The organism is Mesorhizobium atlanticum (assembly GCF_003289965.1).
Taxonomy (GTDB): Bacteria; Pseudomonadota; Alphaproteobacteria; order Rhizobiales; family Rhizobiaceae; genus Mesorhizobium; species Mesorhizobium atlanticum.
This window is the reverse complement of sequence record NZ_QMBQ01000006.1, coordinates 296,045-322,779: the sequence shown is the minus strand read 5'-3', so window position 1 is coordinate 322,779 and position 26,735 is coordinate 296,045. Positions and strand designations below refer to the sequence as shown.

Sequence of the window (26,735 nt, the reverse complement as noted above, 5' to 3'; positions counted from 1 at the left end):
TGAAAAAGGCGGGTCGAGACCCGCCTTTTTAGTATTCGATTCCGCTTGGCTGCGTCAGTGCAGGCGGCCGCTGGCGTGAGCCAGCATGGTGTAGACCTTGCCGGTGTCCGAGGTCAGGTAGGTCTGCGCCATGATGTTGTCGCGGTCGTTGCGCGAGACATCCTTGAGCAGCTTTTCGAAATCCTCGCAGTAGCGGTCCACCGCGGCGCGGAATTCCGCCTCGGCCTGATACTTGCGGCGGATCTCGTCGAAGGTCTGCTGACCCTTCAGCGTGTAGAGGCGGCGCGTGAACACGTCGCGCTCGCCGCGGCGATAGCGGTTCCACAGCTCTATCGAGGCGTCGTGGTCGATGGCGCGGGCGATGTCGACGGAGAGCGAGTTGAGCGACTCCATGACATGCAGCGGCGAGCGCTGCGCAGGTGTCGCGCGCGGCGCTTCGACCGGCGCCGCCGGCCGCAGCTCTTCCTCGCGCGAGGCGTTGGTCAGCAGGTCGCGCACCCAGCCGCCCTGCGTGGGCTTGCCGTTCGGCTCGCGGCGCGGCGCCTCGGCAGGACGTTCGAGGTCAAGCGTGCCGCGCAGCGTGGTCTCGGCGAGCGGCGCCTGCGGAGCGCGAGGCGCCGGTTGCGGCTGCGGCTGCGGCTGCGGCTGCGGAGGAGGCGGTCGGCGCAGCGGCGGTTCGGCGGCGCGGGCCGGCGCCTGCTGCGGAGCAGGGCGCAGACCGCGCGGTTCAGCCTGCTCGCTCGAGCCGCTGCGGCCGGATTTCGCAACGATATCCGACAGTTCCTTGAGCGCATTGATCTGCTCGGCGACGGCGCGGCGGATGGCCGAAGTCGATTCCTTGGCCTCTTCCGGCATCTCGATGACGCCCTTCTTCAGTTCGGCGCGGGTCAGGTCGAGCTCGCTCTTGATCGAGCTCGCGGTGCGGCGCATCTCCTCGGTGGCGTCGGCGAAGCGACGCGTCGCCGAATCGACGACCTCGGCGATCGCGGTGCGGATCTTTTCCGCCGACTCCATCGTGCGGCCTTCCGCGGTCTGCATCGTCTGGCCGACGAGGCTTTCGAAGGAACGCATCACCTTCTCGAGGTCTTCCGACTTCTTGACCAGGCCGACGGCGAGGTCTTCCAACGAGGACTGGCGCTCCAGCGTGTGCTCGAGATTGCTCTGCGCGGAGCTGAGCAGATTCGAGGCGCTGGAGAGCAGCCGGCTGTGCTCGTCGAACTTGGTCGCGATCGAGGCCACCTCGCGCAGCGTCGCCGAGGACAGGTCGGTGAGCCGCGTCGTGTTGGAATCGACCAGACGCGCCGAGCTGGCGAAGGTCTGGGCGGCCTTCTCCGTGGTCGCAGCGAAGCTCTGCGTGCTGCCGGAGAGCCGCTCCTCGACTTGCCCGAGATTGACTGCAGCCTGCTCGATGAGCTGGCCGAGCTGGGCGCTGGAGGTCGTCATGCGGCCGATGAGATCGGCCACGCTGTCGGCGAGCGAGGAACGCGCGCCCTCGACGGCCGAAAGCGTCTCGGCGGTGCGGCCAGCCAGCGCGTTGACGAGGGCCGCGTTTTCGCTGCGCAGCTTCTCGGTCGCCCGCTCGGTGACCTCTTCCATGCTGCGCTGCAGCTCCGAGCCACCCTGGGCGAAGCGCTCGACCAGCGGCCTTGCCGTCTCGTCAAGGATCTTCGCCATTTCGGCGGAACGGGCGGCAAGCATGGTGTTGAGCTCACGGGTGTTCGAGCCGATGGTCTTGGCCGCCTCGTTGGTGCTCTGGCCGATATGCTGGCCGACCGCCGTGAAAGTCTCGGCGATGACATTGGCGCGCGAGATCAGCTGAGCCTCGGCGCTGGAGACCTGCTCGTTGAGCTTCTGGCCCATCGTCTCGGCGGTGTAGGCGAGCCGGTTTTCCACGCTCGCGACCTGGTCCTCGACGCGGGCGGCGGCGGCCGCTGCACTCGCGGCAAGTCGCTCGTCGGCACCGGCCAGCGCCTGCTCGATCTCGCGGGCGTGGACGGCGAGTTCCTGACCGGTCTGGCGAGCGCGGTCGGCAACACGCTGCTCGGTGGCCGCGAACGCGCCGACGATAGTGTCGGCATGTTCGCCGATGGTCGAGCTGGTCGAAGCGATGCGCGATACCAGGCGGTTGTCGGCGTCGTCGAAGATGCGGCCGATCTCGCCGGCGCGTGCGGAAAGCGCTTCCGAGCCCTCGGCAATGCGCGCCATGAGCTGCTGGTCGGCGCTATCGAAGATGCGGCCGAGATCGGAGGCGCGGGCGGCCAGCGCTTCGGCCGACTCGCTGATGCGCATCGAGAGCCGTTCGTCCGCGCCCTCGAAGTTGCGTAGGATGTCGCCGGCACGCGAGGCCAGTGACTGGGCGGTCTCGACGGCGCGGGCAACCAGCTTCTGGTCCGCCGCGTCGAAGGTGTTGGCGATCTCGCCGGCGCGCGTGGCCAGCTTGTCGGCGGTTTCCTCGGCGCGAGCCATGAGCGAGTTGGAGGCGTCGTCGGCGCGCGCCATCAGCATGTTGGACGTATCCTGGGCACGTTCGTGCAGGCGACGGTCCGCCGCCTCGAAGGCCTGGGCGATGTCCTCGGCCCTGGCAAGCAGCGCGGCGGAGGTCTGCTCGGCGCGCTCGGCGATCTTGCGATCGGCATCACTGAAGGCGGCTCCGGCCTGCTCGTGCAGCGTGCTGGTGACTTCCATGACCTTGTCGCGCAATGCGCCCGCCACGAACACCGCGGTCTTTTCCAGCACGCCGCGGACATTGTCGACACCGGTCGACAGCGCACGTTCCATGGTGCCGGCGCGCTCCTCGATGACGCCGGTTTGCCGGCTGAAGGCCTGCTCGATCTTCTCGACGTCGGCGGCAATCGCCGCCGAGATGTCGCTGCTCCTGGCGGCGATCTGGTCGATATGGCCGGAGACCGAACGATCGACCTCCTTGCGGGCATCGGCGAGCTTGACGAGATCGTCCTCCAGGGCGCGGGCGAGCATGCTGCGGCCCTCGGACAGCTTGCCGACATGGCCGGCGATGACGTCGTCGATCTCGGAGCGGCTTTCGGTCAGCTTCTGCAGGTCCGCTTCGAGCGCGCGCCTCAGGATGTCGCGGCCCTCGGCGAGCTTTTCGACCTGGCCGGCGACCAACCCGTCGATGCCGGCGCGGCTTTCAGCGAGCTTGGCGAGGTCGGCTTCAAGGGCGCGGGTGAGCACGTCGCGGCCTTCGGCGAGCTTTTCGACCTGGCCGGCGACGAGGCCGTCGATACCGGCTCGGCTTTCAGCCAGCTTGGCAAGGTCGGCTTCAAGGGCGCGCGTGAGGATATCGCGACCTTCGGCGAGCTTCTCGACCTGGCCGGCGAGGAGGCCATCGATCGAGGCGCGGCTTTCGGCCAGCTTGGCAAGGTCGGCCTCCAACGCGCGCTTGAGGATGTCGCGGCCTTCCGCGAGCTTCTCGACCTGGCCGGCGACCAGGCCGTCGATGCCGGCGCGGCTCTCGGCCAGCTTGGCAAGATCGTCCTCGAGCGCCTTGGACAGTGTCGCGCGGTTCTGCGACAGCTGATCGGCATGGGTTTGCATGAGGCCGCTGGCGCTGGCCATATCAGCCTCCAGCGCGCGCGAAAGGTCGGCGCGGTGGTCGGTGATCTTCTGCGAATGATCGACGATCGCGCCCTGGATCGTGTTGAGATCGGCCTCCAGCGCGCGCTTGAGGATGTCGCGGCCCTCGGCGAGCTTTTCGACCTGGCCGGCGACAAGCCCGTCGATCGAGGAGCGGCTCTCCGCCAGCTTGGCGAGATCGTCCTCCAATGACTTCGACAGCACCGAACGGTCCTGGACGAGCCGGTTCTGATGGTCGGCGATGGCGCTGCTCACATTCTGCAGGTCATCCTGCAGGGCCCTCGACAAGGTCGAGCGATCCTGCTCGATCCTGCTCTGGTGATCGGCTATGGCGCCGCTGACGGCCTGCAGATCGGCTTCAAGGGCCTTCGACAGCTGCGAGCGATCCTCCAGCAGCTTGTCGGAGTGCCCGGCAATGGCGCCCTTGATGGTGTTGAGGTCAGCCTCCAGGGCGCGCTTGAGGATATCGCGGCCTTCGGCGAGCTTTTCGACCTGGCCGGCGACGAGGCCGTCGATCGAGGCGCGGCTTTCAGCCAGCTTGGCGAGGTCGGCCTCCAGCGTCTGCGACAGCAGGCTGCGGTCTTCGGCAAGCTTGCCGGCGTGGCCGTCGATCAGGCCGCGGATGCCGCTGAGATCGCTTTCAAGCGCGCGGCTGAGTTCGCCGCGATCCTCGGCGAGCTTGGTCGAATGGGTCTCGATCAGGTTCCTGATACCGACAATGTCGGTTTCGAGCGCCTTGGCGAGCACGGCGCGGCCCTCGGCAATTTTCTCGACCTGGCCGGCGACGAGGCCGTCGATCGAGGCGCGGCTATCCTGCAGCTTGCCGAGATCGGCTTCCAGGGCGCGCGCCAGGATGTTGCGGCCCTCGGCCAGTTTCCCGACATGGCCGGCGACCATTTCGTCAATCATTGTGCGGGCTTGGACGAGTCTGCCCGAGTCTTCGTTCAAAGCCTGGGAGAGGCGGTTGCGGCCCTCTTCGAGCTGCTCCAGATGGCTGCCAAGCGATGCATCGATGGCGGCGCGCGACTCGTTCACCTTGCGCAGGTCTTCTTCCAGCGCGCGCGAGATCAGGTTGCGACCTTCCGCCAGCTTCTGCACCTGGTTGGTGACGGCAGCATCGATCTCCGCGCGGCCCTCGGCGAATTTCGCCAGGTCCTCCTGCATGGCGGCGGCCATGCGTTCGCGGCTCTCGGAAAGCGAGCGGCTGTGGTTCTCGACGGCTTCCTCGATGCCGGCACGGGCATTGGCCAGCCGCTGGATGTCGGAGTCGAAGGAGCGCGACACCACATGCCGGGCCGCTTCCATGCGCCCGGCGAAGTCGGTGGCGCGTGCTTCGAGCATGGAGGAGGTGGACGAGATGATGTCGGCCATATCGGCGCCGATCTGGGTCTTGCCCTGATCGATCATCGCCGACAGCGTGTCCTTGCTTTCCGCGAAGGCGTTGGCGATTTCCTTCGCGCGTTCCACCATCGTCTCGTTGATCTGGCGGGCGCGCGCTTCGAGGGCGGCGTTGAGCTTCTGCGTGCCGGTGTCGAGTGCTTCGGCACGGGTCTGGAATTCGCTGATCAGCGCCTGGCCGCGTTCGGCCAGCGTGCGTTCTATGCCGCTGAGGCTCGCCTCGAATTCGGAGCTCAACGTACGCGCCGCGCCGCCGAGCAACGAGACCATGCCATTCGTGCGGTCGTCGAGCAGGTCGGTCAGCGAACGGGTGAGGCCGTCCGTGGTGTCGGTAAGCTTGGCGATGCGGGTGTCGAGCAGGCTGGCGAAGGCCTCGCCGGAGGTCGAAAGCCGGTCGGTGATGTTGTCCAGGCGCGATTCGACGGAATCGAAGATCGACGTCGAGCTTTCATTGATGCGATCGATCAGCGTGTCGCCGGAATTGTTGATCGTCATCGACAGCTTGGTCGACGCGTTGAGGATCGAGTCGCGGATGATGTCGCTGGCCGCGCCGATCTCGTCGCGCAGTGTCTCGTGGGCGCTCGCAATCGAAGCGCGCACGCGCTCGGCATGGGTGACGACCGCCTCGCGCTCACTGCCCAGACCATCGACCAGAGAACGGATGCGGGCCTCGTTCTCGGAATAGGAGCGTTCGATCTGGGTGACTTCGCCATGGACGAGCGTTTCGAGCTCGACGGCGCGGGCGAGCGTCCGCTCGATGCCTTCGCCCATCGCCGCCACCTCGCGGCGAACGGCCTGGCCGATCATCATGACACGGTCCTGGGCGAGGTTTTCCGGCTCCGCCAGGCGGAAGGCGACCTCGGTCATGGATTGCGCGGCGATGCGCATTTCCTGCGCGCGCCGGATCATGGCGGCAAACGCCCAGAACAGGATGACCGGAACGATCGCGGCAACCGCCAGGCCGATCAGCTCGGGACGGGCGAAGAACTGGTCGAAGGTTCGGATCTTCCAGATGCCGGGGCCGAACAACAGATTGGCCAGGCCGCCGGCGCCGGCGATCCAGGCCAGCGAGATAAAGGCGATCACCCAGTAGACGGTGCTCGACGCACGCCGGTTGAGGCTGTGCAGCAGCGTCTTGTAGTCCTTCTGGCGGTCGTCATTGGCGGGCGTGAAGCCGGCAGGGGGCGTGAAGCCGGACGGTTGTCCGTTGCGCGGCTCGACCGGGCGCAGCTCGGCCGGCTTGGACGCGGGCGCCTTGGCGGGCTGAGGGTTGTTCGCCGGCTCTGTCCGCTGGCTGCGACCTTCGCGCGCCAGTTCATCGGCCGCCGCCGATATCTGCGCTTCGAGATCCTCCATCGACGCTGCCATGTCGAGGCCGCCTTCGTCGCCGCCAAGGTCAAGGTCAAGCGCCTTTTCCAGTTCCGCGGCTACGTCGCTGTCGAGAGACTTGGTCGTCGTTGGTTTCTTAGCCATGCCTTCGCTACCCTGTACTAGCTGCCGCGGGACTTATGATTGTGGCCTGATTCTGGCCCGATTTTGGCTTGTATACCCCGCGCAGGAGGCTGAAAAATGGACGTTCGTATCGTAATGACACACGGGGGTAAAGAAAACATGCATTCCGGGCGATACGTAAAACTTTAAATATAAGGTTAACGCAAGCGTGATCCGGACGCCTCCGTGACAACATTTTTCCCCTGCAACCGTTAACCCGTTGGCGATTGGAGTCGCCTATTTTCTTGGGCGCGTCTGCCCGCTTTATATGGAGTTGCAGTGCGTATGCGTGGCGAAAGTGGAATTGCGTTTTCGATGCCGGGGGGCGATGCCTCCGGAACGGTTGGAGCCCGGCCTGTGGATCTCGGCCATCTGGCACGTCAGACAATGGGTGACCGCGACCTCGAACGGGAAGTGCTGGCGCTGTTCGTGCAGCAGTCGCTGTCGGTTCGCGACCAGATCGTGGACGCCGACGTCAGGCAAAGGGTGCTCCTGGCGCACGGCCTGAAGGGCTCTGCGCGCGGCATCGGCGCGTTCGCGGTCGCCGACTGCGCGGCGATCATCGAGAAGCAGCCGGAAGATGTCCGGGCGCTCAAGCGGCTCGGCATGCTGATCGAGGAAGTCCGCGACTTCATCGCGGGCATCAGCCGCTAGCATTATCTTTTTGAAAAACGTCATTTCGTGGCGCTTTCGCGCCGCAGTTGACTTGTCCGGTGGAGTGATTATCTCCGTCGCGACTCCTCAGGTGACTTAATGACCAAGCTGACTTACATCGCCCATGACGGGACCCGATTTGACGTGGAGGCCGAAAACGGCTCGACCGTCATGGAAAACGCCATCCGCAACGCGGTGCCTGGCATCGAGGCCGAATGCGGCGGCGCCTGCGCCTGCGCGACCTGCCATGTCTATGTCGACGAGGCATGGACGGCAGAGGTCGGCGAGCCGGAGGCGATGGAGGAGGACATGCTGGACTTCGCCTACGACGTCCGGCCGAATTCTCGCCTCTCGTGCCAGATCAAGGTGCGCGACGCGCTGGACGGGCTTGTCGTGCGCGTGCCCGAGCGCCAGGGCTAAAGCCGGCTTCCAGTTTTCTTCGTGCTGGCTGCTTGGCAGCAGGCAATAGCTCATGCAGTCTCCTTCCATTCCCAGAAGGGGCGCAGCGCATGAGCAATACCATCAAGACGGACGTTCTCATTGTCGGCGCGGGGCCGGTCGGCCTTTTCGCTGTGTTCGAGCTCGGCCTGCTCGACATGAAATGCCATCTCATCGACATTCTCGACCGTCCCGGCGGCCAGTGTGCCGAGCTTTATCCGGAAAAACCGATCTACGACATACCCGGCTGGCCCACCATCTCGGCTCAGGGCCTCGTCGACAAGCTGATGGAGCAGATCCATCCGTTCAAGCCGGAGTTCACTTTCAACCGCATGGTCTCGAGCCTGGAAAAGCTCGACGACGGCAGCTTCCGCGTCGCCACCGACGAGGGCGAGCTGTTCGAGGCCAAGGTTGTGGTGATCGCCGCCGGTGGCGGCTCGTTCCAGCCCAAGCGCCCGCCCATTCCGGGCATCGAGGACTATGAAGGCAAGAGCGTCTTTTATTCGGTCCGGCGCATGGAGCAATTCCGCGGCCACGATCTCGTCATCGTCGGCGGCGGCGATTCGGCGCTCGACTGGACGCTCAACCTGCAGCCGGTCGCCAAGAGCGTGACGCTGGTGCATCGCCGCCCGGAATTCCGGGCGGCACCCGACAGCGTCAACAAGATGTATGCCTTGCAGGAGATGAAGCAGCTCAAGTTCCTGGTCGGCCAGGTCAGCGGGCTTGCCGGTGCCGGCGGCCAGCTGTCGTCGGCGACCATCAAGGGCGGTCCGGACGGCGACGTCGAGGTGCCATGCACCCGCATGCTGCCCTTTTTCGGTCTTACCATGAAGCTCGGACCGATCGCCGAATGGGGCCTTAACCTCAACGAGAACCTGATCCCGGTGGACACCGAGAAGTTCCAGACCTCGATCCCGGGCATCTTTGCCGTGGGCGACATCAACTGGTATCCGGGCAAGCTGAAGCTGATCCTGTCAGGCTTCCACGAGGTGGCGCTGATGGCGCAGGCCGCCAAGCGCATCATCAGCCCGGGCGAGCGCATCGTCTTTCAATACACGACCTCGTCGACCAGCCTGCAGAAGAAGCTCGGCGTCCACGATTGACGAGCTTATTCCGCGAGCACGGGGGCCGCTTGCTCGTCATGGCCGCGCAGCGGCTTTTCCGGCATCAGGGCCAGCGCAATCAGCGCCAGGACAAGCGTGACGCCGGCGGTGAGGAAGATCATCACGAACGGCGTCGCGGATGTCAGCTGGATATGAGCCTGCGAGCCCTCAGCGGCCAAGGGCAGCCCGTAACCAAGCGCGACGGCGCCGAGCATGGCGACGCCGAGCGCGCCGCCCAGCGTGCGCAGGAAGGTCAGAACGCCCGTCGCGACGCCGAGATGCGCGCGGTCGACGGCGTTCTGCACGGAAATGGTGCTGACCGGAAAAGTCGTGCCGCTGCCAAGGCCGATCAGCGTCGTCAGGATTTCGACCTCGAGCAGAGAGGCGTGTCCCGCAATGGCACTGAGCACGCCGATGCAGGCAATGGCCAGGCTGATGCCGGCCATGGCGATGCGCCTGTAATGGACGAAGCGTGCGATCATGCGGCCGCTGAAGGCGGCGCCGGCCACCGTGCCGAGCATCAGGCCCAGCATAGCCGTGCCGGATTCGGCGACCGATAGCCCCACGACCGATTGCAGATAGACGGGCAGATAGACCGAGGCGCCTATGTTCGCGGCCTGCAGCAGGAACATCGATAGCGTGCCGGCGAGAACGATCCGGTTGCCCAGCACGTCGAGCGAGATCAATGGCTCGGCGGCCTTGAGCAGCCTCAGCGCGAAGAAGGCCCAGAACACGGCCGAGCAGGCCACCAGCCCAAGAATCTCCGCTGAGAACCAGGGATAAGTGCCGCCGCCCCAGCTCAGCGCCAGAAGCAGCAGCGCCGTGGCGACGACCAGGAGCACCGCCCCCAACCCGTCGATGCTGTGATGCCTGGCTGTGATCGGCAGCTTCTTCAGCGGGTTGTTGATGATCGCCATGGCCAGGAAGCCGATGGGAAGGTTGATCCAGAAGATGAGCGACCAGTGCAGATGTTCGGCGAATACGCCGCCCAGCAGAGGGCCGGCGACGCTGGCCACCGCCCAAGTGCCGGAGATCCAGGCCGCGTAGCGGGCGCGCTCGCGCGGCGGCACGAGATCGCCTATGACCGTCTGGGCCAGAGCGAAGAGACCGCCGCCGCCGGCGCCCTGGATGGCGCGGCCGACGACAAGCACCAGCATGTTGGGGGCGAGCGCGCTGACCAGCGACCCGAGTAGAAAGATCAGAATGGCGGCGTAGATGACGGGACGGCGACCATAGACATCCGAGATCTTGCCGTAGAGCGGCGACATTGCGGTCGCGGTCAAAAGATAGCCCGTGACGATCCACGGCAGATACTCGGCATGGCCAAGCGAGCGCGCGATCGTCGGCAGCGCGGGAGCGACGATTGTCTGGTCAAGGGCCGCCAGCAACATCGACAGCAGCACGCCGCCTATGATGGCGTTCTTCTCGCTCTCGCTTATCAGCGGTGCGGGTTTCGGCGCCATCGCCTGGTTCTCGACGGTCTGGTCCATGCGTCATTCTTTCAAGGCTGATACTCGGTGCGCCAAGACGGTCCTGGCCGGCCCGTTGCGCCCGGCGCCTGTCATTTCTCTCGTTGTTCGAGGCTCGGGCTGGTTCAAGACCTGGATGTTTCGAACCCGCTATATGTCGGTCGATATAGGCCGATTTCGACCGCCGCTCGAAAGTTTTTCCGATCTGGCACGATGCTTGGGCGAAATTGGCCCGGATGGCCTTGCCCTGGTCAGGGCGGCGGCAGCTGGCCGGCTTCAATGCGCTCCATCCGATAGCGCATCAGCCGAAGGATGCGGCTCTCGAAATTGGCGCCCTCGACCCGGTCGAAGCGGACCTGGTCCTGATCGTGCCTGGCGAGCTCGGCTGCCTGGATCGCAGCGGCCTCCGCCTTTGCCTGTTCGCACGTCTTTTGCGCCGGGCTGGCCTTCAGCGCATCCTCGAGCAAGCGCGCATGGTTCTTGGCGATCTCGACATGGCGCTCCTCATGCCGCTTGATGTCCGCCGCGAGCGTGTCCCAGAACAGCCTGACATCCGGGTCGGATTTGCGCGGGCGCCGCCATTCGGGGAGGATCACCTTGACCTTCACGGTGACGGCCGCGTCGGCGATGCGGCAGGATTCGGCGCTCTGCGCGTAGCTGATACGGGTCGTAAAGGCCATCTGCGTGGCGCCTGGATGCCGCGACCCGGTGCTCTTCACTTCGGGGCCGTTTCTGGACAGCTGCTTCTGGATATCGTCGAGCGTGCGACCGCCGACGCTGAAATAGCTGTAGGTCTTCACCAAATTCGCAGCGGTCGCCGGCGTGGCGACCAGGGCGAGCATCAGGGCGCAGAGCAGGGGACGGTTCATCATATTGCCTCTTTACGCACCTTGCTTTAGGGCCGTCCGCAGCGCAACGGAATTGATTTCCGGCGGATCACGCATGGTTGATGGACAATGACGACAAGGCGATGGCAGTTGGCGCATGGGCGCTATCTCGACCTCGGTCCGAAGGCTGTCGTCGTCGGCATCCTCAACGTGACGCCGGACAGTTTTTCGGACGGCGGCTTGTTCATCGCGCCGGAAAAGGCGCTGGAGCAGGCGCGACGGATGGTGGAAGAGGGCGCCGCCGTGATCGATGTCGGCGGGGAATCGACGCGGCCGGGTTTCGCTCCGATCACGGCTGAAGAGGAGCAGGGGCGCGTGCTGCCGGTCATCGCGGCGCTCGCGGCTTCCGGCGAGGCGCTGATCTCGGTCGACACCTATCGCGAGGACACCGCGCGGCGTGCGGTCGCCGCCGGCGCCCATATCGTCAACGATGTCTGGGGGCTGCAGCGCGAGCCCGGCATCGCGCGCGTCGCCGCTGAAACCGGCGCCGGGCTCATCATCATGCACACCGGGCGCGAACGGCAGAAATTGCCCGACGTGATCGAGGACCAGTTCCTGTTCCTGCGCAAATCGCTGGAGATCGCGCGCGCCGGCAAGGTCGCCGACAGTCAGATCGTGCTCGACGCAGGCTTCGGCTTCGCCAAGGAAACGGCGGCGGAAAACCTCGACCTGATGGCGCGGTTTTCCGAGCTTCAGGCGCTTGGCTATCCGCTGATGGCGGGAACCTCGCGTAAGCGCTTTATCGGCAGCGCGACCGGGCGCGAGCCTGGCGATCGGGCCGCTGGCACGGCGGCCACCAGCGTCATCCTGCGCTTGAAGGGGGCCGACCTGTTTCGCGTCCACGATGTCGCAATCAACGTGGACGCGCTGGCGGTGACCGATGCTATGCTTGCCCGCGAAACCGAGCTTCCTCCCGGACCCTGATCATGTACGTCATCCGCATGAAGAACTGCGCCTTCTTCGCCCGCCACGGCGTGCTGGACGAGGAGGAGACGCTTGGGCAGCGTTTCTATGTCGATGCCGAATTGACCGTCGAGCCCAGCCGGCCGCTGACCGAGGATTCCATCGAGGATACGGTCAATTACGGCGTCGCCTTCGCGGTCATCGAGAAGATCGTGACCGGACATCGCCGCTTCCTGATCGAGGCGCTGGCGCTGGAGGTCGCAAAGGCGCTGACGGCGCGGTTTTCGCAGATCAGGAAGGCCGAGATCACCGTGCGCAAACCGAACGCGCCGGTGCCTGGCGTGCTCGATTATGTCGAGGTGAGCGTTGTCTGGCCAGAATAGCGTCGTCTACCTCAGCCTGGGCGGCAATCTCGGCGACCCGGCGAAGTCCATGGGCGCGGCATTGCGCATGCTGGATGGCGACGACGCGACGCGCGTCAGCGCCGTCTCGTCGCTCTACCGCACGCCGCCCTGGGGCAAGCTCGACCAGCCCGATTTCCTCAACGCCGCCGCCGCGATCGAGACGACGCTCTCGCCACGCGCGCTGCTCGACCTTTGCCTCGACGTGGAGAGGCGGCTGAAGCGCGTGCGCGAGGAGCGCTGGGGGCCGCGCCTGATCGACATCGACATCCTTGTGTTCGGCGACCGGGTCATCCACGAGACCGGGCTCGAAGTGCCGCACCCGCGCATGCTCGAGCGCGCCTTCGTGCTGGCGCCGCTGGCCGAGATCGCGCCGGGGCTATTGGTCGGCGGGAGGAGCGTCTCGGAACGGCTCGGCGCCGTCGATGCATCCGGTATCGAGCGGCTGCCGTCCGGCCGGGAGTGGTGGCTCGGCTGATACCCAGCTTCCGATGGAAAGCCGCGCTTTTCCTGAATTGACTTGATCAGCCGGAAAAACCGCCGCCGGCCAGGAAGGCCTTTTCGTCAGCCGTCGTTTCGCGGCCGAGCATGTGGTTGCGATGCGGGAAGCGCCCGAAGCGCCGGATGATCTCCAGGTGCTCCTCGGCGTATTTCAGATAGTCCGGCGCTCTCGCGGCTGTCAGCTCGACTGACCGCTGCTGGTCTGCCAGCGACTCGGAATGCTCGAAGGGCAGGTAGAGAAAGACGCGAAACGGTTCTTGCAGTTCCAGATCCTGCCCGGCGGCGATTGCCTTGTCGGCAAAATATCTGGCGAGCGGATCGGTCGCGCACATGTGGCCCGTGCCGCGGAAGCAGTTGCGCGGAAACTGGTCGAGCAGGATCATCAGCGCCAGCGATCCTTCGGCATACGCGTTCCAGCCGTCGCATTCGCGCCGTGCCGCGGCGTAGTGAAGTTCGAGGAAGCGGCTGCGGAAATCGGCGTCGAAGGCATCGTTCTTCTCGAACCAGGCGTCGTAGCCGGCATCGCGCCAGAATTCGGTGACGGAAAGCGCCCGCGGATCGAGCTCTGCCATGCGTTGCCTCTCAGTTCTTCGTCTCTGCCTGGTTCAGCACGACGGCGGTCTCCTGGTTCAGCGCCCGGCCGGCGCGGCGCGGCTGGGTGAGCGGCGTCGGGATCGGCGTGCCGATATTGCCCTTGAGGAAACGCTGGCCGGCGCGCACGCCTTCGGCCAGTTGCGTCTCGAAGCGCGCTTCGTCGCGCCGCCGCACGTCCTCGATGACCTCGGCGACTTCCTCGGGATCGACGCCAAGCGCCTCCAGGGCCGAGCCGCCGAAGACCAGCGCCGATTCGAAGGTCTCGCGCAGCTGATAGTCGACGCCGGCGCGCACCAGTTGCAGCGCCGTGCCGCGATCGAAGGCGCGCGCCAGGATGGTGACCAGCGGGAATTCGGCCTTGATCAACTGCGCGATGCGCACGGCGGCGTCCGGCTTGTCGACGCAGATCAGCACCGCGCGGGCCCGCCCGGCGCCGGCCGCATGCAGGATGTCGAGCCTCGTGCCGTCGCCATAGTAGACCTTGAAGCCGAAATCGGCCGCGGCCTGAATCATTTCCACCTCGTTGTCGATGATCGAAACGTCCAGCCCGCGCAGCAGAAGCGGCTGGCTGGCGATCTGGCCGAAGCGGCCGAAACCGATGATCAGCACGCTGCCGGTGAGGCCGTCGGCGATGTCGACACCGTCGAGCGATTGCTCGTCGCGCGGGGTCAGGTAGCGCAGAGCCACGATCGCGAGCGGCGTCAGCACCATGGAGATGATGACGATGGCGGTGAGCGTTGCGTTGGCCTGGCCGTCGATGATGCCGACCGCGGCCGCGGACGAATAAAGCACGAAGGCGAATTCGCCGCCCTGCGCCATGAAGACGGCGCGTTCGAGCGCCTCGCGGTGGCCGCTCTTCAGGATGCGCGCGACGATGTAGATGCCGAGCGCCTTCATGACCATGTAGGCGACGACATAGATGGCGACGAGCCGCCAGTTATGGGCGACGACGCCAAGGTCGAGCGACATGCCGACGGCAAGGAAGAACAGGCCGAGCAGGATGCCGCGGAACGGCTCGATATCGGCTTCGAGCTGGTGTCGGAAAGTCGATTCCGACAGGAGCACGCCGGCGAGGAAAGCGCCCATCGCCATCGACAGGCCGGAGAGCTGCATGGCGAGAGCCGACCCCAGCACCACCAGGAGGGCCGCGGCGGTCATGACCTCGCGGGCACGCGCGTCCGCCAGGACGCGGAAGAGCGGATTGAGCAGGTAACGGCCGGCCACCACCAGTCCGACGATCGCGGCGATGCCGATGCCGACTTCGGTCAGCCGCTCCGAAATACTGGTTTCGGCGCCGCCCGGCGCGAGGAACGCGACCAGCGCGAGCAGCGGCACGATCATCAGGTCTTCGAGCAAGAGGATGGAGACGATGCGCTGGCCTTTCGGCGTGGCGATCTCGCCGCGCTCTTCCAGCAGCTGCATGACGATCGCCGTCGAGGTCAGCACGAAGCCGGCACCGGCAACGAAGGACTGCGCGATGGGAAAGCCTCCGGCCAGTCCGACCATGGTCAAAAGCATGCCGCAGACACCGACTTGCAGGGCGCCCAGGCCGAAAATCTCGCGACGCAGACCCCAGAGCCGCGATGGCTGCATTTCCAGCCCGATGATGAACAGGAACATGACGACGCCGAGCTCGGCGACGTGAAGGATCGATCCCGATTCGGAAAAGACGCGCAGGCCGAACGGGCCGATGACCACGCCGGCGGCAAGGTAGCCGAGGATCGAGCCCAGCCCCATCCGCTTGAAGATCGGCACGGCGATGACGCCGGCGGCGAGCAACGCCACCACCTGCACCAGATCGCTGCTCGATGCTTCAGCTGTCATTGGCTGTCATCCTGTTGCTCTAAAGCGCGTCGCCTGGAAACGATTCAGGTGACACGCGTCAGCTCTTTGCTTGATGCATGACGTTATCCCAGACCGCTGCACACCTCTGGGCGACATGCATTGGAAGCACTCCTTGCATGCACCGGGAGCGGGAGGCAAGGGCGGGAGGACTGACTGGAAGGGTAGGGTGCCATTGAAGCGGCCTCGGCTTGCCTGCCGGACGTTCGGCATCTACAATGGCCAAATGCCTGACTATTCGTCCCGCCCGTCTTCGGCGTCCCAAATCCCGATGGATGCGCTCAGCGAAGTCCTGCAAGACTTTCACTTGAGTGGCGTCAACTATGGCCGCTGCGAGCTCCGACATCCGTGGAGCATCGCCTTTCCGCAACAGAAGCTGCTTCGCTTTCACTTTGTCGGCCAGGGTCCGTGCTGGATTTATACCGAAGCGGAAGGCTGGCAGGAGTTGCGCGATGGCGATCTGGCGCTGCTGCCGCAAGGCATCGCCCATCGGCTGGCCAGTGCGCCGGACGTTGTCGGCGACTCGCTGGAGGGTTGCCAGGTGACCAAGGTGGGGAGCAATGTCTGCGAGGTGGTGCGGGAAGGGACGGGCGCGACAAGCACCCTTTTCTGCGGCTCCATGGCCTTGGGCGTCTGTGCGCTCAATCCATTGATCACGTTGATGCCGCCGATCATCAAAGGCTGCGACGTGGCCGGCAATGATCCGGTCGTCCGTCCTTTGCTGGCTGCTATGACGGCCGAGGCCGCGCAACCGCAGATGGGCAGCGCCACGATTCTGTCGCGCATGGCGGACTTGCTGACAGCCCGGCTCATCCGCTGCTGGGTCAATTGCACGGGAGCCTCGACCACCGGTTGGCTGGCCGCTATCCGCGACCCCCATATCGGCCGCGCCCTGGCGGCCATGCACCGAGACCCCGGCCATAACTGGACCGTGGAACGCCTTGCCAGCCTGGCGGGCCAATCGCGCTCGATTTTCGCCGAGCGCTTCAGCGCTGTACTGGGAGAGGGCGCTGCCCACTATCTTGCCCGTCTGCGCATGCAGCTTGCCCGCGAGTTGCTGGGGCAAAACGGCTTGTCGGTCGCCGAGGTCGCTACCCGTTTGGGCTATGATAGCGAAGCATCCTTCGCGCGCGCGTTCAAACGCATCACCAATGTCTCGCCAGGCGTTGTGCGTCGCACAATTCCCGGACGAACGGACATGAATTTCGGATTTTAAGATACATATCATCCGAAAAGACTCGTCTATTGAAGACCTCCATTCCTTGGAGATCTTTCAGTGACAGACACAACATTACAGCTTGAAGACGCGGCGTTGGATCTCGATGCCGCCGCGCCAACCACGTGGAACGCGGCCACCTGGTTCTCGGTCATTTCATTGGCGGCCACCAGCTTTGCCCTGGTGTCGGCCGAATTCCTGCCGGCAGGCCTGCTGACGCCAATGGCGCGCGATCTCGGCATCAGCGAAGGAACGGCCGGACAGGTCGTCACCGCCACCGCTTCGGTCGGCGCCGTGACGGCCATGTTGAGCAATGTTCTCATCGGCCGATTGAACCGCAAGACGGTGCTGGTTGGCCTCAGCGCCTTGGCGGTCGGTTCCAACCTCCTTGCAGCGCTGGCGCCCAATTTCTGGCTGCTGCTGCTGGGCCGGGCCGGGCTCGGAATCGCTCTCAGCGCCTTCTGGGCACTCTCGGTTGCCGTCGTGGCCAGGCTGGTTGGCGCCCATGCGACAGGTCGGGGCATGGGCATCGTCACCCTCGGCGTCTCGCTTGCCACCATTGCCGCACCATCGGCGGGCGCGTTGATCAGCGACTGGCTGGGATGGCGCAGCGCCATGGCCTTGACGGCGGGGCTGGCCGTGATTGCCATGCTGCTCCAGTTGCTTAGCCTGCCGACCCTGCCTGCCTCAGCCAGCAATAGCCTTGCGGATGTATTTCGGCTGACACGGCGGCGTGGCATTCAACTCGGCATGCTGGCCATTCTTTTGCTGATGACAGGGCATTTTGCCGGCTCGGTCTATGTGCGTCCCTTCCTCGAACAGGTGACGCAGCTTGCAACAGGGCCAATTGCCCTGGCGTTGCTCGGATTTGGCATCGCCGCCGTGATCGGCAATGTTGCCGGCGGCCGCATGGCCGACGCCAATATCCGCTTAGCTCTCGTGGTCACCGCCGCGTTGATGGCGATTGCTGCGCTGGCATTGGTGCTTTGGGGTGTGCACATTGGCCTGGCATTCGGATTTGTCACGCTGTGGGGCCTGGCCTTCGGCATGGGGCCGGTGGTGCTGCCGACCAATCTGTCGCGCGCGGCGCCCGATGCGCTGGAAGCGGCGGGCAGCCTGATGGTCGTCTCTTTCCAGGTTGCCATCACAACCGGCGCGGTTGTCGGCGGCTATGTCGTGGACACCTATGGCGCCACGGGACCTTTGACCCTTACCGTCGTCCTTGCCGCGTCCACAGTCGTGCTGGCGCTGCTGCAGCCTCGCGGGTGAACTGGCTGACCTAGAGCGTCTCACCGTTTCACGAAAATGGTGAGACGCTCTATCTCTTTGTTTTCATGCAATTCCGGACGGAAGGTTACGGCGAAGTCGCCGAACCTAAACGCTTCACACTTTTCCTGCAATTGCTCTGAAGCGCGTCGCGTCTTAATGGCCTGATGTGACGCGCTTTAGGTTGTTGTTTTTACGCGGTCTGAATCGGGAGCGCCGCGATATTGCAGCCTGGTTGCACAAGTTTATGCAGTTCGGTCGTTGCATGCCGCCACAATCAACGGTTAAGGCACGCTTGGCTCTGGCCCTTGGGCTTCGGCCATTGGAGGCGGCTGCGATGGGCGGCCGCCTTTTTTGAGGAGATGATTGACATGAAGAAGTTTTTGCTCGTCGCCGTCGGTGTTGCGGCGTTGGCTGTCTCGGCTTGCTCCAAGGGGCCGGAATGCACGCAGGAAATAGCCGCCAAGAAGGCGCAGGACATGGCTGCCGCACTTCAGGCGGCGATCACCAAGGATCCAAGCAAGGCAGCCGACCTGACCGCAAAGGCTCAGGCCGTGACCGCCAAGTACCAGGGCGCGACGACGCTCGACGAGGCCTGCAAGGCCTATGACGAATTGACTGCCGCCTTCAAGGGTTAAGCGTAGCCGTCGAGTAGTGCAAAGGCGGTGGCCAGGCGGCCGCCGCCTTTTTGTTTGCGCTTGGGGACTATGCGTCAGTTCTTGGCGATGGCGCCGACTTCGACCGAGTCGACCCGCTTCAGGCTCATGCCGATCACCGGCACCAGCTGTTTGTCGACACGCACGGCCACCGTCACGGTCATCGAATTGTCGTCGGGCACGCGGGCCTGCATGACGCCGTTCAACTGGTTGCGGTTGATGGTGAAGACGACCTTTTGGGCGTCGACGACGTTGCCGCCGACAATGTCCATGCCGTTGCCGGTCGAGCCGCCCATGAAGGCGCCCCGGTAGCCGTCGCGGCCCTTGCGCTCGACGGTCGCGGACATCTTCTGCGTGAAGACGCCAACCCGGCAGTTGCCGTCCAACGTCATGCCGACCTTGCCGTCGGGCGTCGAACCGTTGAAATCGCAGGTGAATTTGGTGCCCTTGTACTTGCCGGCAATGATCTCGCCAGGGCCTACCCATCGACCTTCGACGGACCGGAAGAACTGCTTGTCCGGCTCTGCGCCAAAGGCTTTTTCGACCAATCCGAGCGGCGCGGCGATAGCAACGGTCGCAGGCAGCACGCAGGACAGGATTACGCTTCTCATGGACGACACCCGGCACGACAGAGTCTATTCTTGGGACCTGGTCGACCATGGCGAAGATTGGTTAATGCTTCGTCACTGGCGGCGGTTTTCGCGTTTACCCTATTGCTCCGCCTGACCGTCTTTTTTGGCCGTGAAGGACGTCAGCGCCGAAAGGAAATCCCCGAGGCCCGGGCGCTTCACGGCGATGAACGGCATGGGGCGAGCGGTTTCCATCGCCGCGATGCCGATACGCGCCGTCATCATGCCGTTGACGACGCCTTCGCCGAGCTTTGCCGAGAGTTTCGCGGCAAGCCCATGGCCGACGATCTGCTGGACGAAACTGTCGCCGACCGCGATGGAGCCGGTCACCGCCAGATGCGCGAGCACGCCACGCGCCAACCGAAAGAAGCCGAGTGTGCCTGGACGGCCGCCATAAAGCTCGGACAGCCGCCGGATCAAGCGGCCGGCCTCGAACACGACATAAGCGATGTCGACCAGCGCGCGAGGGCTGACGGCCGTTATGAGGGAGACGCGCTTCGCGGCCTCCAGGATCATGACTTTGGCGCGGGCATCGAGGGGCGACAGGATCTCTGTTTCGGCCAGTCGCACCAGATTGGCGCCGTCGATGATCTCACCGCGCAATTCCGCAAGCGAACGGCGACCGGCCGCGGTCTCGGGCTTTGCGGCAACGAAGGCCGAAAGCTCGTCGACCAAGGCGCGCGCCGCCTTGGGATCGTCGCGCGCCACGACATCCAAGGCCCGCTTCTGCATCTTTTCGACTTCGGCAAGGCGGGCAAAGGCAAGGAATTCGCGGATGAGGATGACGAGCAGCGACAGCAACGCGATGGCCGCCATGCCGGCCGCCAGCCAGCCCAGCCATTCGGCGCGCGCGAACAAGTCGCGGATCAGCTGGTCGGCCCACAGGCCGACAGCCAGCGAGACGAGCGCCCCGACCGCGCCGAAGAACAGCCGCGCAAGCAGCGAGCGCTTTCGCGGCGCCACAGCCGGCGGCGGGGCCGCGGCCTCGATATCCGGTTCGTCGAAGACGTCGACCTCGGAGGGGATCACCACCGCCACATCGGCCCTCGCGGCACGCGGCCGGCGCGCCCGCTGCTCCTCGGCGACGCGGCTTCGCGATGGTTGCGGCGCCGCCTCGGCTTCAGGCTCGATGCGGAAGGCCGCCGGTTTGCGGGGCGCGGTCATGCCAGATGATCTCCGATCAGGAACTGCAGCGCGCGGTCGAGCCGGATATGCGGCAAGGACAGCGTGACGCCTTCAGCGGTGCGCTCGAGCTTCGGCGGACGGAAACGCACGAAGCGGATCGCCGGTTCGGCGCCGTCGGGCGATGATCCGGAACTGTCGAACACCGCATCAACCTTTTCCGGCAAATCGCCCGGGAATACGGCGGTTTCGGCCTTTCCGTCGAACGTTTCGCCGTTGATCGTCTCACCCTTCAGCGGGGTGCCGATGATGACCGGCAGCATCTCGCGGCCTTGCTTCACCGTGCCTTCGCGGGTCGAGCGGACCGCGGCCATGGCGACGACGTCGACCGCGGCACCGCTGAAATTCGCGCGCGCGACGGCGCGATCGGTCAGCCGGCGCACGATCGCCTGCAGCCGGTCGTGGCTTTCGTGGTGCAGATGGTCCGCCTTGGTCGCGGCGACCAGGATGCGGTCGATGCGGCGCGAGAAGAAGTCGGTGAGGAAATTGCCGCGTCCGGGCCGGAAGCAGGACAGGATCTCGGTGACGGCACGTTCCAGATCCGCCATGGCGGCCGGGCCGGCATTGAGCGCCTGCATGGCGTCGATCAGGACGATCTGTCGGTCCAGGCGGGTGATGTGCTCGCGAAAGAACGGCTTGACGACATGCGTCTTATAGGCCTCGTAGCGGCGCTCCATCATCGCCTGCAGCGATCCGGGACGCGGCCGGCCTTGCGCGAGCGTCATCAGCGGCGCGAAGGTCAGCGCCGGCGAGCCTTCGAGGTCGCCCGGCATCAGGAAACGGCCGGGCGGCAGCGTCGACAAGGCGCGTTCGTCGAGCTTGCAGGCCTTGAGATAGGCGGCGAAGCTCTCGGCCAGGCGCCGCACCGTCATCTCGTCGGCATCGGCATCGGGATTGACGGTGGAATCCAGCTCGCGCCAGGCCTGCGACAGGTCGGAACGGACGGGCAGGGCGGCCAGCTCGACCGCCTCGCGCGAAAAATCGGCGAAGGATTTGCCGAGCAGGGGCAGATCGAGCAGCCATTCGCCGGGATAGTCGACGATGTCGATGGACAGTTTTCCGGCTGAAAACAACCGGTTCCAGCCGGAAGCCGACTCGTATTCGATGGTGAGCCGGAGCTCGGAGATGGCGCGGGTCGAGTCCGGCCAGATGCGATCGTTCACCAAAGCCGCGACATGGTCCTCATACTGGAAACGCGGAACGGCATCGTCCGGCTGCTCTTCTAGGAAGGCGCGGGCGATGCGGCCGGATTTCTGCGCTTCGAAGAGCGGCAGGCGTCCGCCATGGATGAGGTTGTGGACCAGGGCGGAGATGAACACCGTCTTGCCGGCGCGGGAAAGGCCGGTGACGCCAAGACGCAATGACGGGGAGAAGAGCCCGGCGGCACGGCCCGACAACGTGTCGAGCGCAATCCTCGCCTCGTCGGTGAAAGTGGTCAGCGATGATGCCAAATCAGCCTCTGGTTGCGCGTCCGCGCCCGATATAGGCGTTGGGCCGGGCGTTTGAAATGGCCTCAGAGGTCGGCCGGCGTGAGAAAGGCTTCGAGGTAGCCGTTGCCCTGCGCCGCTTCGGCAAGATTGCCGGGAAAGCGCACCACCGCGAGGCCGGAAGTTGGAAAACCGTGCTTCATCATCCCGCGCGCTGCCTCGTCACCGTCGCCCGACACCGCCATGGCCAGATCCTCGGTCATGGGATTGTGGCCGATGACCAGAAGCTGGTCGGCGCCGGCATTCTTGCGGATGATGTCGAGATAGCCGGCCGCATCCTCGCTGTAGAGCGTGTCGAAGAACAGCACCCGGCCGGTGTCGGTGCGCCCCGCCAGGCCTTCCAGCGTCTGCCGTGCCCTTTTGGCATTGGAGCAAAGCGTGACGTCCGGCACGTAGTTGCGGGCCCGCATAGCCTCCCCGATCGCCTCGGCGTCCGCCATGCCCGATTCGTCGAGCGGGCGGTCGAAATCGCGCACGCCGGGCAGCGCCCAGCCGGCTTTGGCATGCCGCAACAGATAAAGTCTGCTCAACCCGACCCCCATGGCGCTGCGTTCCTGGCAAAGCGCGATTAGTCACCAGAACCACGTCATGCACAATGGCCGGCGCGAGCAACTGCAACGAATCATGTGCGAATTCGTTTTATGCCGTTGAAACAACGTCGTTGCCGGAGCTGCCGATGCGAGACTAACAATTGCGTGAAACTGTCGCCGATAGCGCTTGTGCAGGCTCTTGTCCCCGAATATATAGGCGCCAAATTTGGGGTTGTTGGGTGAGTCGAATGAACGACATCGTTACCGCCGATTACGTACCCTCCGAAGACGAGCCGTTCATGAACGAACGGCAAAAATCGTACTTCCGCCAGAAGCTCATTACCTGGAAGAACGACATCCTCCGCGAAGCGCGCGAGACTCTCGAAATCCTGCAGCAGGAAAACGCCAACCACCCCGACCTGGCCGATCGCGCCTCCTCCGAAACCGACCGCGCCATCGAATTGCGCGCCCGCGATCGCCAGCGCAAGCTCATCTCGAAAATCGACTCCGCGCTCCAGCGCATCGATGAAGGCACCTACGGCTATTGCGAGGAAACCGGGGAGCCGATCGCGCTGAAGCGGCTTGACGCGCGTCCGATCGCGACGCTGTCGATCGAGGCGCAAGAGCGCCATGAGCGCCGCGAGAAGGTCTATCGCGACGACTGACGCGGGCTGGAAGGCAAAAGAATCAAAAATGGCCGGGTTTCCGGCCATTTTTGTTTTCAGCTCCTGCGGAGAGGTTCGCTCGTACCGGCAAGTTGCCGTTAGAGCGGTTCATCGTTTCATGGAAACGGCGAAACTCCTTGTTTTGACGCAATTCCGGACGGAAGGCTACGGCGAAGGCGCCGAGCCTAACCGCTCACACCTTTCCTCGAATTGCTCTAAACCACGTCGCGATCCTCCGGATTCACTCCATGCGCTTTAGGTCTTTGATTTTACGCATGTCTTTGTCCCGAAACCGGTCCCCACTTTCGGGAGACATGCATTAGGTCAGCGCTTGTGGCTGCCCAACTCGCCAAGCAGCCTGGTCATCTCGTCATCGAGCGAAGGCTTGGCCGCGGGCTTGCTGGGTGCCGGTTGCGTCTCGTCGAGAGAGGTCTCGAGCTCGTGCATCAACGTGTCGTCGATGGAATCGTTTGAGGGCAGCGGCGTGTATCTGGCGCTGCCGTTGGCCGTTCCGTAGCCCGGCAGAGGCGTGACCTTCGCTGTCGGCTGGCTCGGCGCCGCCGGCTTGGGCGCCGGAGCAGGCGCCGGGGGGCGCGGGCGTGTGGCGGCAACTGGCTGGGCGGCAGGCGGCGCCTGCCTGGCAGGTGCGGGCGCAGGCGCCGGTTGCGGCGCGCGCGGACGTGAGGCCGCGGTTGCCTGCTGCTGCCCGCTGTCGCCGGTCAGCGCCGGGCGGCGCGGCGCGGCCAGCCTGATATCGCGTTCGACCACGACATCGGTCGGCCCGCCGATCAGGATCAGGTGCTCGATGTCATCGCGGCGCACCAGAACCAGCCTGCGATGGCTGTCGACGGCGGTGGCGTCCATGACCGCAAGGCGTGTCTTGCGGTTCCTGCCGCCGGCCACGAAGGTGCCGAAGGTCAGGTTGCGCACAACCTTGATGACGAGCAGGACGACGACAAGCAAAATGAGCGCCGCAAACGTCCACAGGATTGCAGCGACATAACCCGGACCCGCCACGCTATCCAGCCACTGCAGCATCGGTGCACCCAATCGCCTCTTGAGGTGAGGCGACACTAGACCGCGGTGGCGGCCTGCCGCAAGTTCACATCACCCATCGTGAACAGTTTGAAACATGAATCGTTGATTTTATCGGACATTTGCCGCCGGGACCTTTTCCGCTACAGGAGAATGTGATTCAACCGGCCGTCCGCGCCCGTCGGACACCGGAATCACGAGCAGGGGGAACATGGCCAAGGAAGCGCGCGGCGATTTCTATCCGGTACCGATCGTCGACCAGAACACGCGTCCGGGCGCCGTCACCAGGCTCATCGTCTTCATCGTCGTGCTGACCGGTGCGGCGATCGTCTTCGGACTTTTCCGCGAGCGCCTCGGCGATCCCTTCCTGCTCGGTATGCTCGGCGTGCTCGCCATGATTGGCGTCGGCTTCCTGTTCGCGACCGCGATCGGCTTCGTGCAGATCGCGCCACGCTCGACCGGCGACGAATTGTCGAAAGCCTTCGTCGACTCGATGTCGCAGGGCCTGCTGGTGACCGACACCAAGGGCCGCGTCGTCTACGCCAACCGCGCCTATGCTGACATGACGGGTGCCGCCTCGGCGGCCGATCTCAAGACCGTCGAAGGGCTGTTGTCGGATGTTCCCGAGGCTTCGATGACGATTTACAGGCTGGCGTCAGGTCTGCGCGACGGCCAGGCGGGCGACGGCGAGTTCCGGCTGGCGCAGTCGATCAAGCCCGGCGCCGAGCCCGGCGCGCGCTGGTATCGGGCGCGTGCCCGCGCCTTCAGCATGCCCGGGCAAAGGCTGCCGATGCTGGCCTGGCAGCTTGCCGATATTTCCCAGGAACGGGCGGAGCAGGAGCGTTTCTTCCTCGACCTGCAGAAGGCCATCGACCATCTCGACCATGCGCCGGCCGGGTTCTTCTCGGCCGACCAGGAAGGTCGCGTCACCTATATCAACGCCACGCTCGCCGAGTGGCTGGGCATCGACCTTGCCTCCTTCACGCCGGGCGCTATCACGCTGCCGGAGATCATCGCCGGCGACGGCATGGCGCTGGTGCGCTCGGTCAAGGCCGATCCCGGCACCACGCGCAACGCCGTCATCGACCTCGACCTTACCACCATGAGCGGCCAGGCGCTGCCGGTGCGCTTCATGCACCGGGTTTCGGCAAGCCGCGAAGGCGTGAACGGCCCGACCCGCACGATCGTGCTCAACCGCACCCAGGGCGAGGACGCTTCCGCGGAACTGCGGGCCTCCGAAGTCCGCTTCACCCGCTTCTTCAACTCGACGCCGATGGCTATTGCCGGCGTCGACGCGAACGGGCGCATCCTGCGCACCAACGCGCCGTTCCTGCAGCTCTTTTCATCGGTGGTCGACCGCGATGCCGTCGACCGGCGGGTGCGCTTCGAGACGATCGTCCACGAGCGCGACCGGCCGGCCTTCGCCGCCGCCTTCGAGAAGGCCCGGCAACGGCAGGCCAATATCGAGCCGATCGACTCCGTGCTGCCCGGCAATGAGGAGCGCCATATCCGTTTCTATGTCAACGCCGTCGCCGACAGCGCGGGCGGCGAGGGCGCCGAGGAATCGGCCATCGTCTATGCAGTCGAGACCACCGAGCAGAAGGCGCTCGAGGGCCAGATGGCGCAGAGCCAGAAGATGCAGGCGGTCGGCCAACTCGCCGGCGGTATCGCGCACGACTTCAACAACGTGCTTACCGCCATCATCATGGCGTCCGACCTTCTGTTGACCAATCACCGGCCGTCGGACCCGTCCTTCCCCGACATCATGAACATCAAGCAGAACGCCAACCGGGCGGCCTCGCTCGTGCGGCAATTGCTGGCCTTCTCGCGCAAGCAGACGTTGCGGCCGGAAGTGCTGAACCTGACCGATGTCCTGGCCGATCTCAGGATGCTGCTCGCCCGGCTGGTCGGCAACGACATCAAGCTGAAGATCGACCATGGCCGCGACCTGTGGCCGGTCAAGGTCGATATCGGCCAGTTCGAGCAGGTGGTGGTCAATCTCGCCGTCAATGCGCGCGACGCCATGCCGAGTGGCGGCGACCTCACGGTGCGCACCCGCAACGTCACGGCCGACGAGTGCAAATCCTTCGCCTATCGCGAGCTGACGCCGGCCGACTATGTGCTGGTCGATGTCGAGGACACCGGCAGCGGCATCGCGCCCGACGTGCTGAAGAAGATCTTCGAGCCGTTCTTCACGACCAAGGAAGTGGGCAAGGGCACGGGCCTCGGCCTGTCGATGGTCTACGGCATCATCAAGCAGACCGGCGGCTTCATCTTCTGCGATTCCGAAGTCGGCAAGGGCACGGTGTTCCGCATCTTCCTGCCGCGCCACATCGCCGATGCGAAGAAGCAGGCCGAGCCTGGCGAAGCGCCGGCGACCGCGGCCCCGGCCAAGCCGGCCGATACGGCGAAAGACCTTTCCGGCTCGGCCACCGTGCTTCTGGTCGAGGACGAAGACGCCGTGCGCATGGGCGGTGTGCGGGCGCTGACCTCGCGCGGCTACACCGTGCACGAGGCGTCGTCCGGCGTCGAGGCACTGGAAGTATTCGAGGCGCTCGGCGGCAAGGTCGATATCGTCGTGTCCGACGTCGTGATGCCGGAGATGGACGGGCCGACATTGCTCGGCGAACTGCGCAAGCGTCAGCCGGACATCAAGTTCGTGTTCGTTTCGGGCTACGCCGAGGACGCGTTTGCGAAAAACCTGCCGGCCGACGCGCATTTCGGCTTCCTGCCGAAACCGTTCTCGCTCAAGCAACTGGCGACGATCGTCAAGGACGTGCTGGAATCTTAGGTA

21 protein-coding genes are annotated in these 26,735 nt (G+C 65.0%); 11 read left to right on the top strand and 10 right to left on the bottom strand.

All coding sequences use genetic code 11. The features are described 5' to 3' along the window. Positions 1–54: 54 nt before the first annotated feature. Positions 55–6,465: a kinesin gene (locus DPM35_RS22320; protein ID WP_112129388.1), complete on the bottom strand. Its 6,411-nt coding sequence runs from the start codon at positions 6,463–6,465 to the stop codon at positions 55–57. A 303-nt stretch (positions 6,466–6,768) separates the two neighbouring features. Here DPM35_RS22320 and DPM35_RS22315 point away from each other — a divergent pair, with 303 nt between their 5' ends. From DPM35_RS22315 to DPM35_RS22305, 3 genes are all read left to right on the top strand, one after another. After that, positions 6,769–7,137 carry an Hpt domain-containing protein gene (locus DPM35_RS22315; RefSeq protein ID WP_112129387.1) on the top strand — a complete coding sequence of 123 codons (369 nt, stop codon included), beginning with the start codon at positions 6,769–6,771 and terminating at the stop codon, positions 7,135–7,137. Positions 7,138–7,236: 99 nt separating this feature from the next. After that, a complete protein-coding gene (locus tag DPM35_RS22310) occupies positions 7,237–7,557 on the top strand; it encodes a 2Fe-2S iron-sulfur cluster-binding protein (RefSeq protein ID WP_112129386.1) in 321 nt (106 codons plus the stop codon). An 89-nt stretch (positions 7,558–7,646) separates the two neighbouring features. Continuing rightward, positions 7,647–8,678 (top strand): NAD(P)/FAD-dependent oxidoreductase, encoded by a 1,032-nt coding sequence (locus DPM35_RS22305; protein ID WP_112129385.1) that lies wholly within the window; start codon positions 7,647–7,649, stop codon positions 8,676–8,678. Positions 8,679–8,683: 5 nt separating this feature from the next. Here the strand turns inward: DPM35_RS22305 and DPM35_RS22300 are convergent, their stop codons facing one another. Next, positions 8,684–10,168 carry an MDR family MFS transporter gene (locus DPM35_RS22300; protein ID WP_112129384.1) on the bottom strand — a complete coding sequence of 495 codons (1,485 nt, stop codon included), beginning with the start codon at positions 10,166–10,168 and terminating at the stop codon, positions 8,684–8,686. 230 nt (positions 10,169–10,398) lie between these two features. Further along, a complete protein-coding gene (locus DPM35_RS22295; RefSeq protein WP_112129383.1) occupies positions 10,399–11,019 on the bottom strand; it encodes a DUF922 domain-containing Zn-dependent protease in 621 nt (206 codons plus the stop codon). Positions 11,020–11,103: 84 nt separating this feature from the next. Here DPM35_RS22295 and folP point away from each other — a divergent pair, with 84 nt between their 5' ends. The 3 genes from folP to folK are packed head-to-tail and all read left to right on the top strand — an operon-like array spanning position 11,104 to position 12,816. Next, the gene (folP, locus tag DPM35_RS22290) at positions 11,104–11,958 is read left to right on the top strand and encodes a dihydropteroate synthase (protein WP_112129382.1); all 855 of its coding nucleotides are present in this window, start codon (positions 11,104–11,106) and stop codon (positions 11,956–11,958) included. Positions 11,959–11,960: 2 nt separating this feature from the next. Then, complete coding sequence (folB, locus tag DPM35_RS22285; protein ID WP_027166337.1) at positions 11,961–12,320, top strand: dihydroneopterin aldolase; 360 nt, start codon at positions 11,961–11,963, stop codon at positions 12,318–12,320. Beyond that, on the top strand, positions 12,304–12,816 hold the full coding sequence (gene folK / locus DPM35_RS22280; RefSeq protein WP_112129381.1) for a 2-amino-4-hydroxy-6-hydroxymethyldihydropteridine diphosphokinase: 513 nt from the start codon (positions 12,304–12,306) through the stop codon (positions 12,814–12,816). The genes folB and folK overlap by 17 nt, the downstream gene beginning before the upstream one ends. 46 nt (positions 12,817–12,862) lie before the next feature. On the opposite strand, the gene DPM35_RS22275 is transcribed toward folK, so the two are convergent. Together DPM35_RS22275 and DPM35_RS22270 are read right to left on the bottom strand one after the other, a co-directional pair. Then, positions 12,863–13,411, bottom strand: a complete 549-nt coding sequence (locus DPM35_RS22275) for a DUF924 family protein (RefSeq protein ID WP_112129380.1) — start codon at positions 13,409–13,411, stop codon at positions 12,863–12,865. Positions 13,412–13,421: 10 nt separating this feature from the next. After that, entirely contained in the window at positions 13,422–15,257 is a 1,836-nt protein-coding gene (locus tag DPM35_RS22270; protein ID WP_112129379.1) for a monovalent cation:proton antiporter-2 (CPA2) family protein, read from the bottom strand. A gap of 244 nt (positions 15,258–15,501) precedes the next feature. Between DPM35_RS22270 and DPM35_RS22265 the strand changes: the two genes are divergently transcribed. The 3 genes from DPM35_RS22265 (at position 15,502) to DPM35_RS22255 (ending at position 18,395) form a co-directional block, all read left to right on the top strand. Further along, positions 15,502–16,491, top strand: a complete 990-nt coding sequence (locus DPM35_RS22265; protein WP_181592101.1) for an AraC family transcriptional regulator — start codon at positions 15,502–15,504, stop codon at positions 16,489–16,491. A gap of 60 nt (positions 16,492–16,551) precedes the next feature. Next, positions 16,552–17,760, top strand: a complete 1,209-nt coding sequence (locus tag DPM35_RS22260) for an MFS transporter (protein ID WP_112129377.1) — start codon at positions 16,552–16,554, stop codon at positions 17,758–17,760. A gap of 368 nt (positions 17,761–18,128) precedes the next feature. Then, a complete protein-coding gene (locus tag DPM35_RS22255; RefSeq protein ID WP_112129451.1) occupies positions 18,129–18,395 on the top strand; it encodes a hypothetical protein in 267 nt (88 codons plus the stop codon). Between the two features lie 74 nt (positions 18,396–18,469). Here DPM35_RS22255 and DPM35_RS22250 read toward each other — a convergent pair whose 3' ends face one another. The 4 genes from DPM35_RS22250 to DPM35_RS22235 all read right to left on the bottom strand — a co-directional run bounded on the left by DPM35_RS22250 (position 18,470) and on the right by DPM35_RS22235 (position 22,241). Next, entirely contained in the window at positions 18,470–19,024 is a 555-nt protein-coding gene (locus DPM35_RS22250; RefSeq protein ID WP_095818606.1) for a hypothetical protein, read from the bottom strand. A gap of 99 nt (positions 19,025–19,123) precedes the next feature. Beyond that, positions 19,124–20,206, bottom strand: coding sequence for a YcjF family protein (locus DPM35_RS22245; protein ID WP_112129376.1), 1,083 nt, complete (start codon positions 20,204–20,206; stop codon positions 19,124–19,126). Beyond that, the gene (locus DPM35_RS22240; protein WP_112129375.1) at positions 20,203–21,675 is read right to left on the bottom strand and encodes a YcjX family GTP-binding protein; all 1,473 of its coding nucleotides are present in this window, start codon (positions 21,673–21,675) and stop codon (positions 20,203–20,205) included. The genes DPM35_RS22245 and DPM35_RS22240 overlap by 4 nt, the downstream gene beginning before the upstream one ends. 62 nt (positions 21,676–21,737) lie before the next feature. Continuing rightward, positions 21,738–22,241, bottom strand: a complete 504-nt coding sequence (locus DPM35_RS22235) for a SixA phosphatase family protein (RefSeq protein WP_112129374.1) — start codon at positions 22,239–22,241, stop codon at positions 21,738–21,740. 248 nt (positions 22,242–22,489) lie between these two features. Here DPM35_RS22235 and dksA point away from each other — a divergent pair, with 248 nt between their 5' ends. Next, on the top strand, positions 22,490–22,906 hold the full coding sequence (dksA, locus tag DPM35_RS22230; RefSeq protein ID WP_040972254.1) for an RNA polymerase-binding protein DksA: 417 nt from the start codon (positions 22,490–22,492) through the stop codon (positions 22,904–22,906). Positions 22,907–23,230: 324 nt separating this feature from the next. Here dksA and DPM35_RS22225 read toward each other — a convergent pair whose 3' ends face one another. Then, positions 23,231–23,944, bottom strand: coding sequence for a flagellar biosynthetic protein FliO (locus DPM35_RS22225; protein ID WP_181592100.1), 714 nt, complete (start codon positions 23,942–23,944; stop codon positions 23,231–23,233). Positions 23,945–24,152: 208 nt separating this feature from the next. On the opposite strand from DPM35_RS22225, the gene cckA reads away from it, so the two are divergent. Beyond that, the gene (gene cckA / locus DPM35_RS22220; protein ID WP_112129373.1) at positions 24,153–26,732 is read left to right on the top strand and encodes a cell cycle histidine kinase CckA; all 2,580 of its coding nucleotides are present in this window, start codon (positions 24,153–24,155) and stop codon (positions 26,730–26,732) included. The last annotated feature ends 3 nt before the right edge of the window (positions 26,733–26,735 follow it).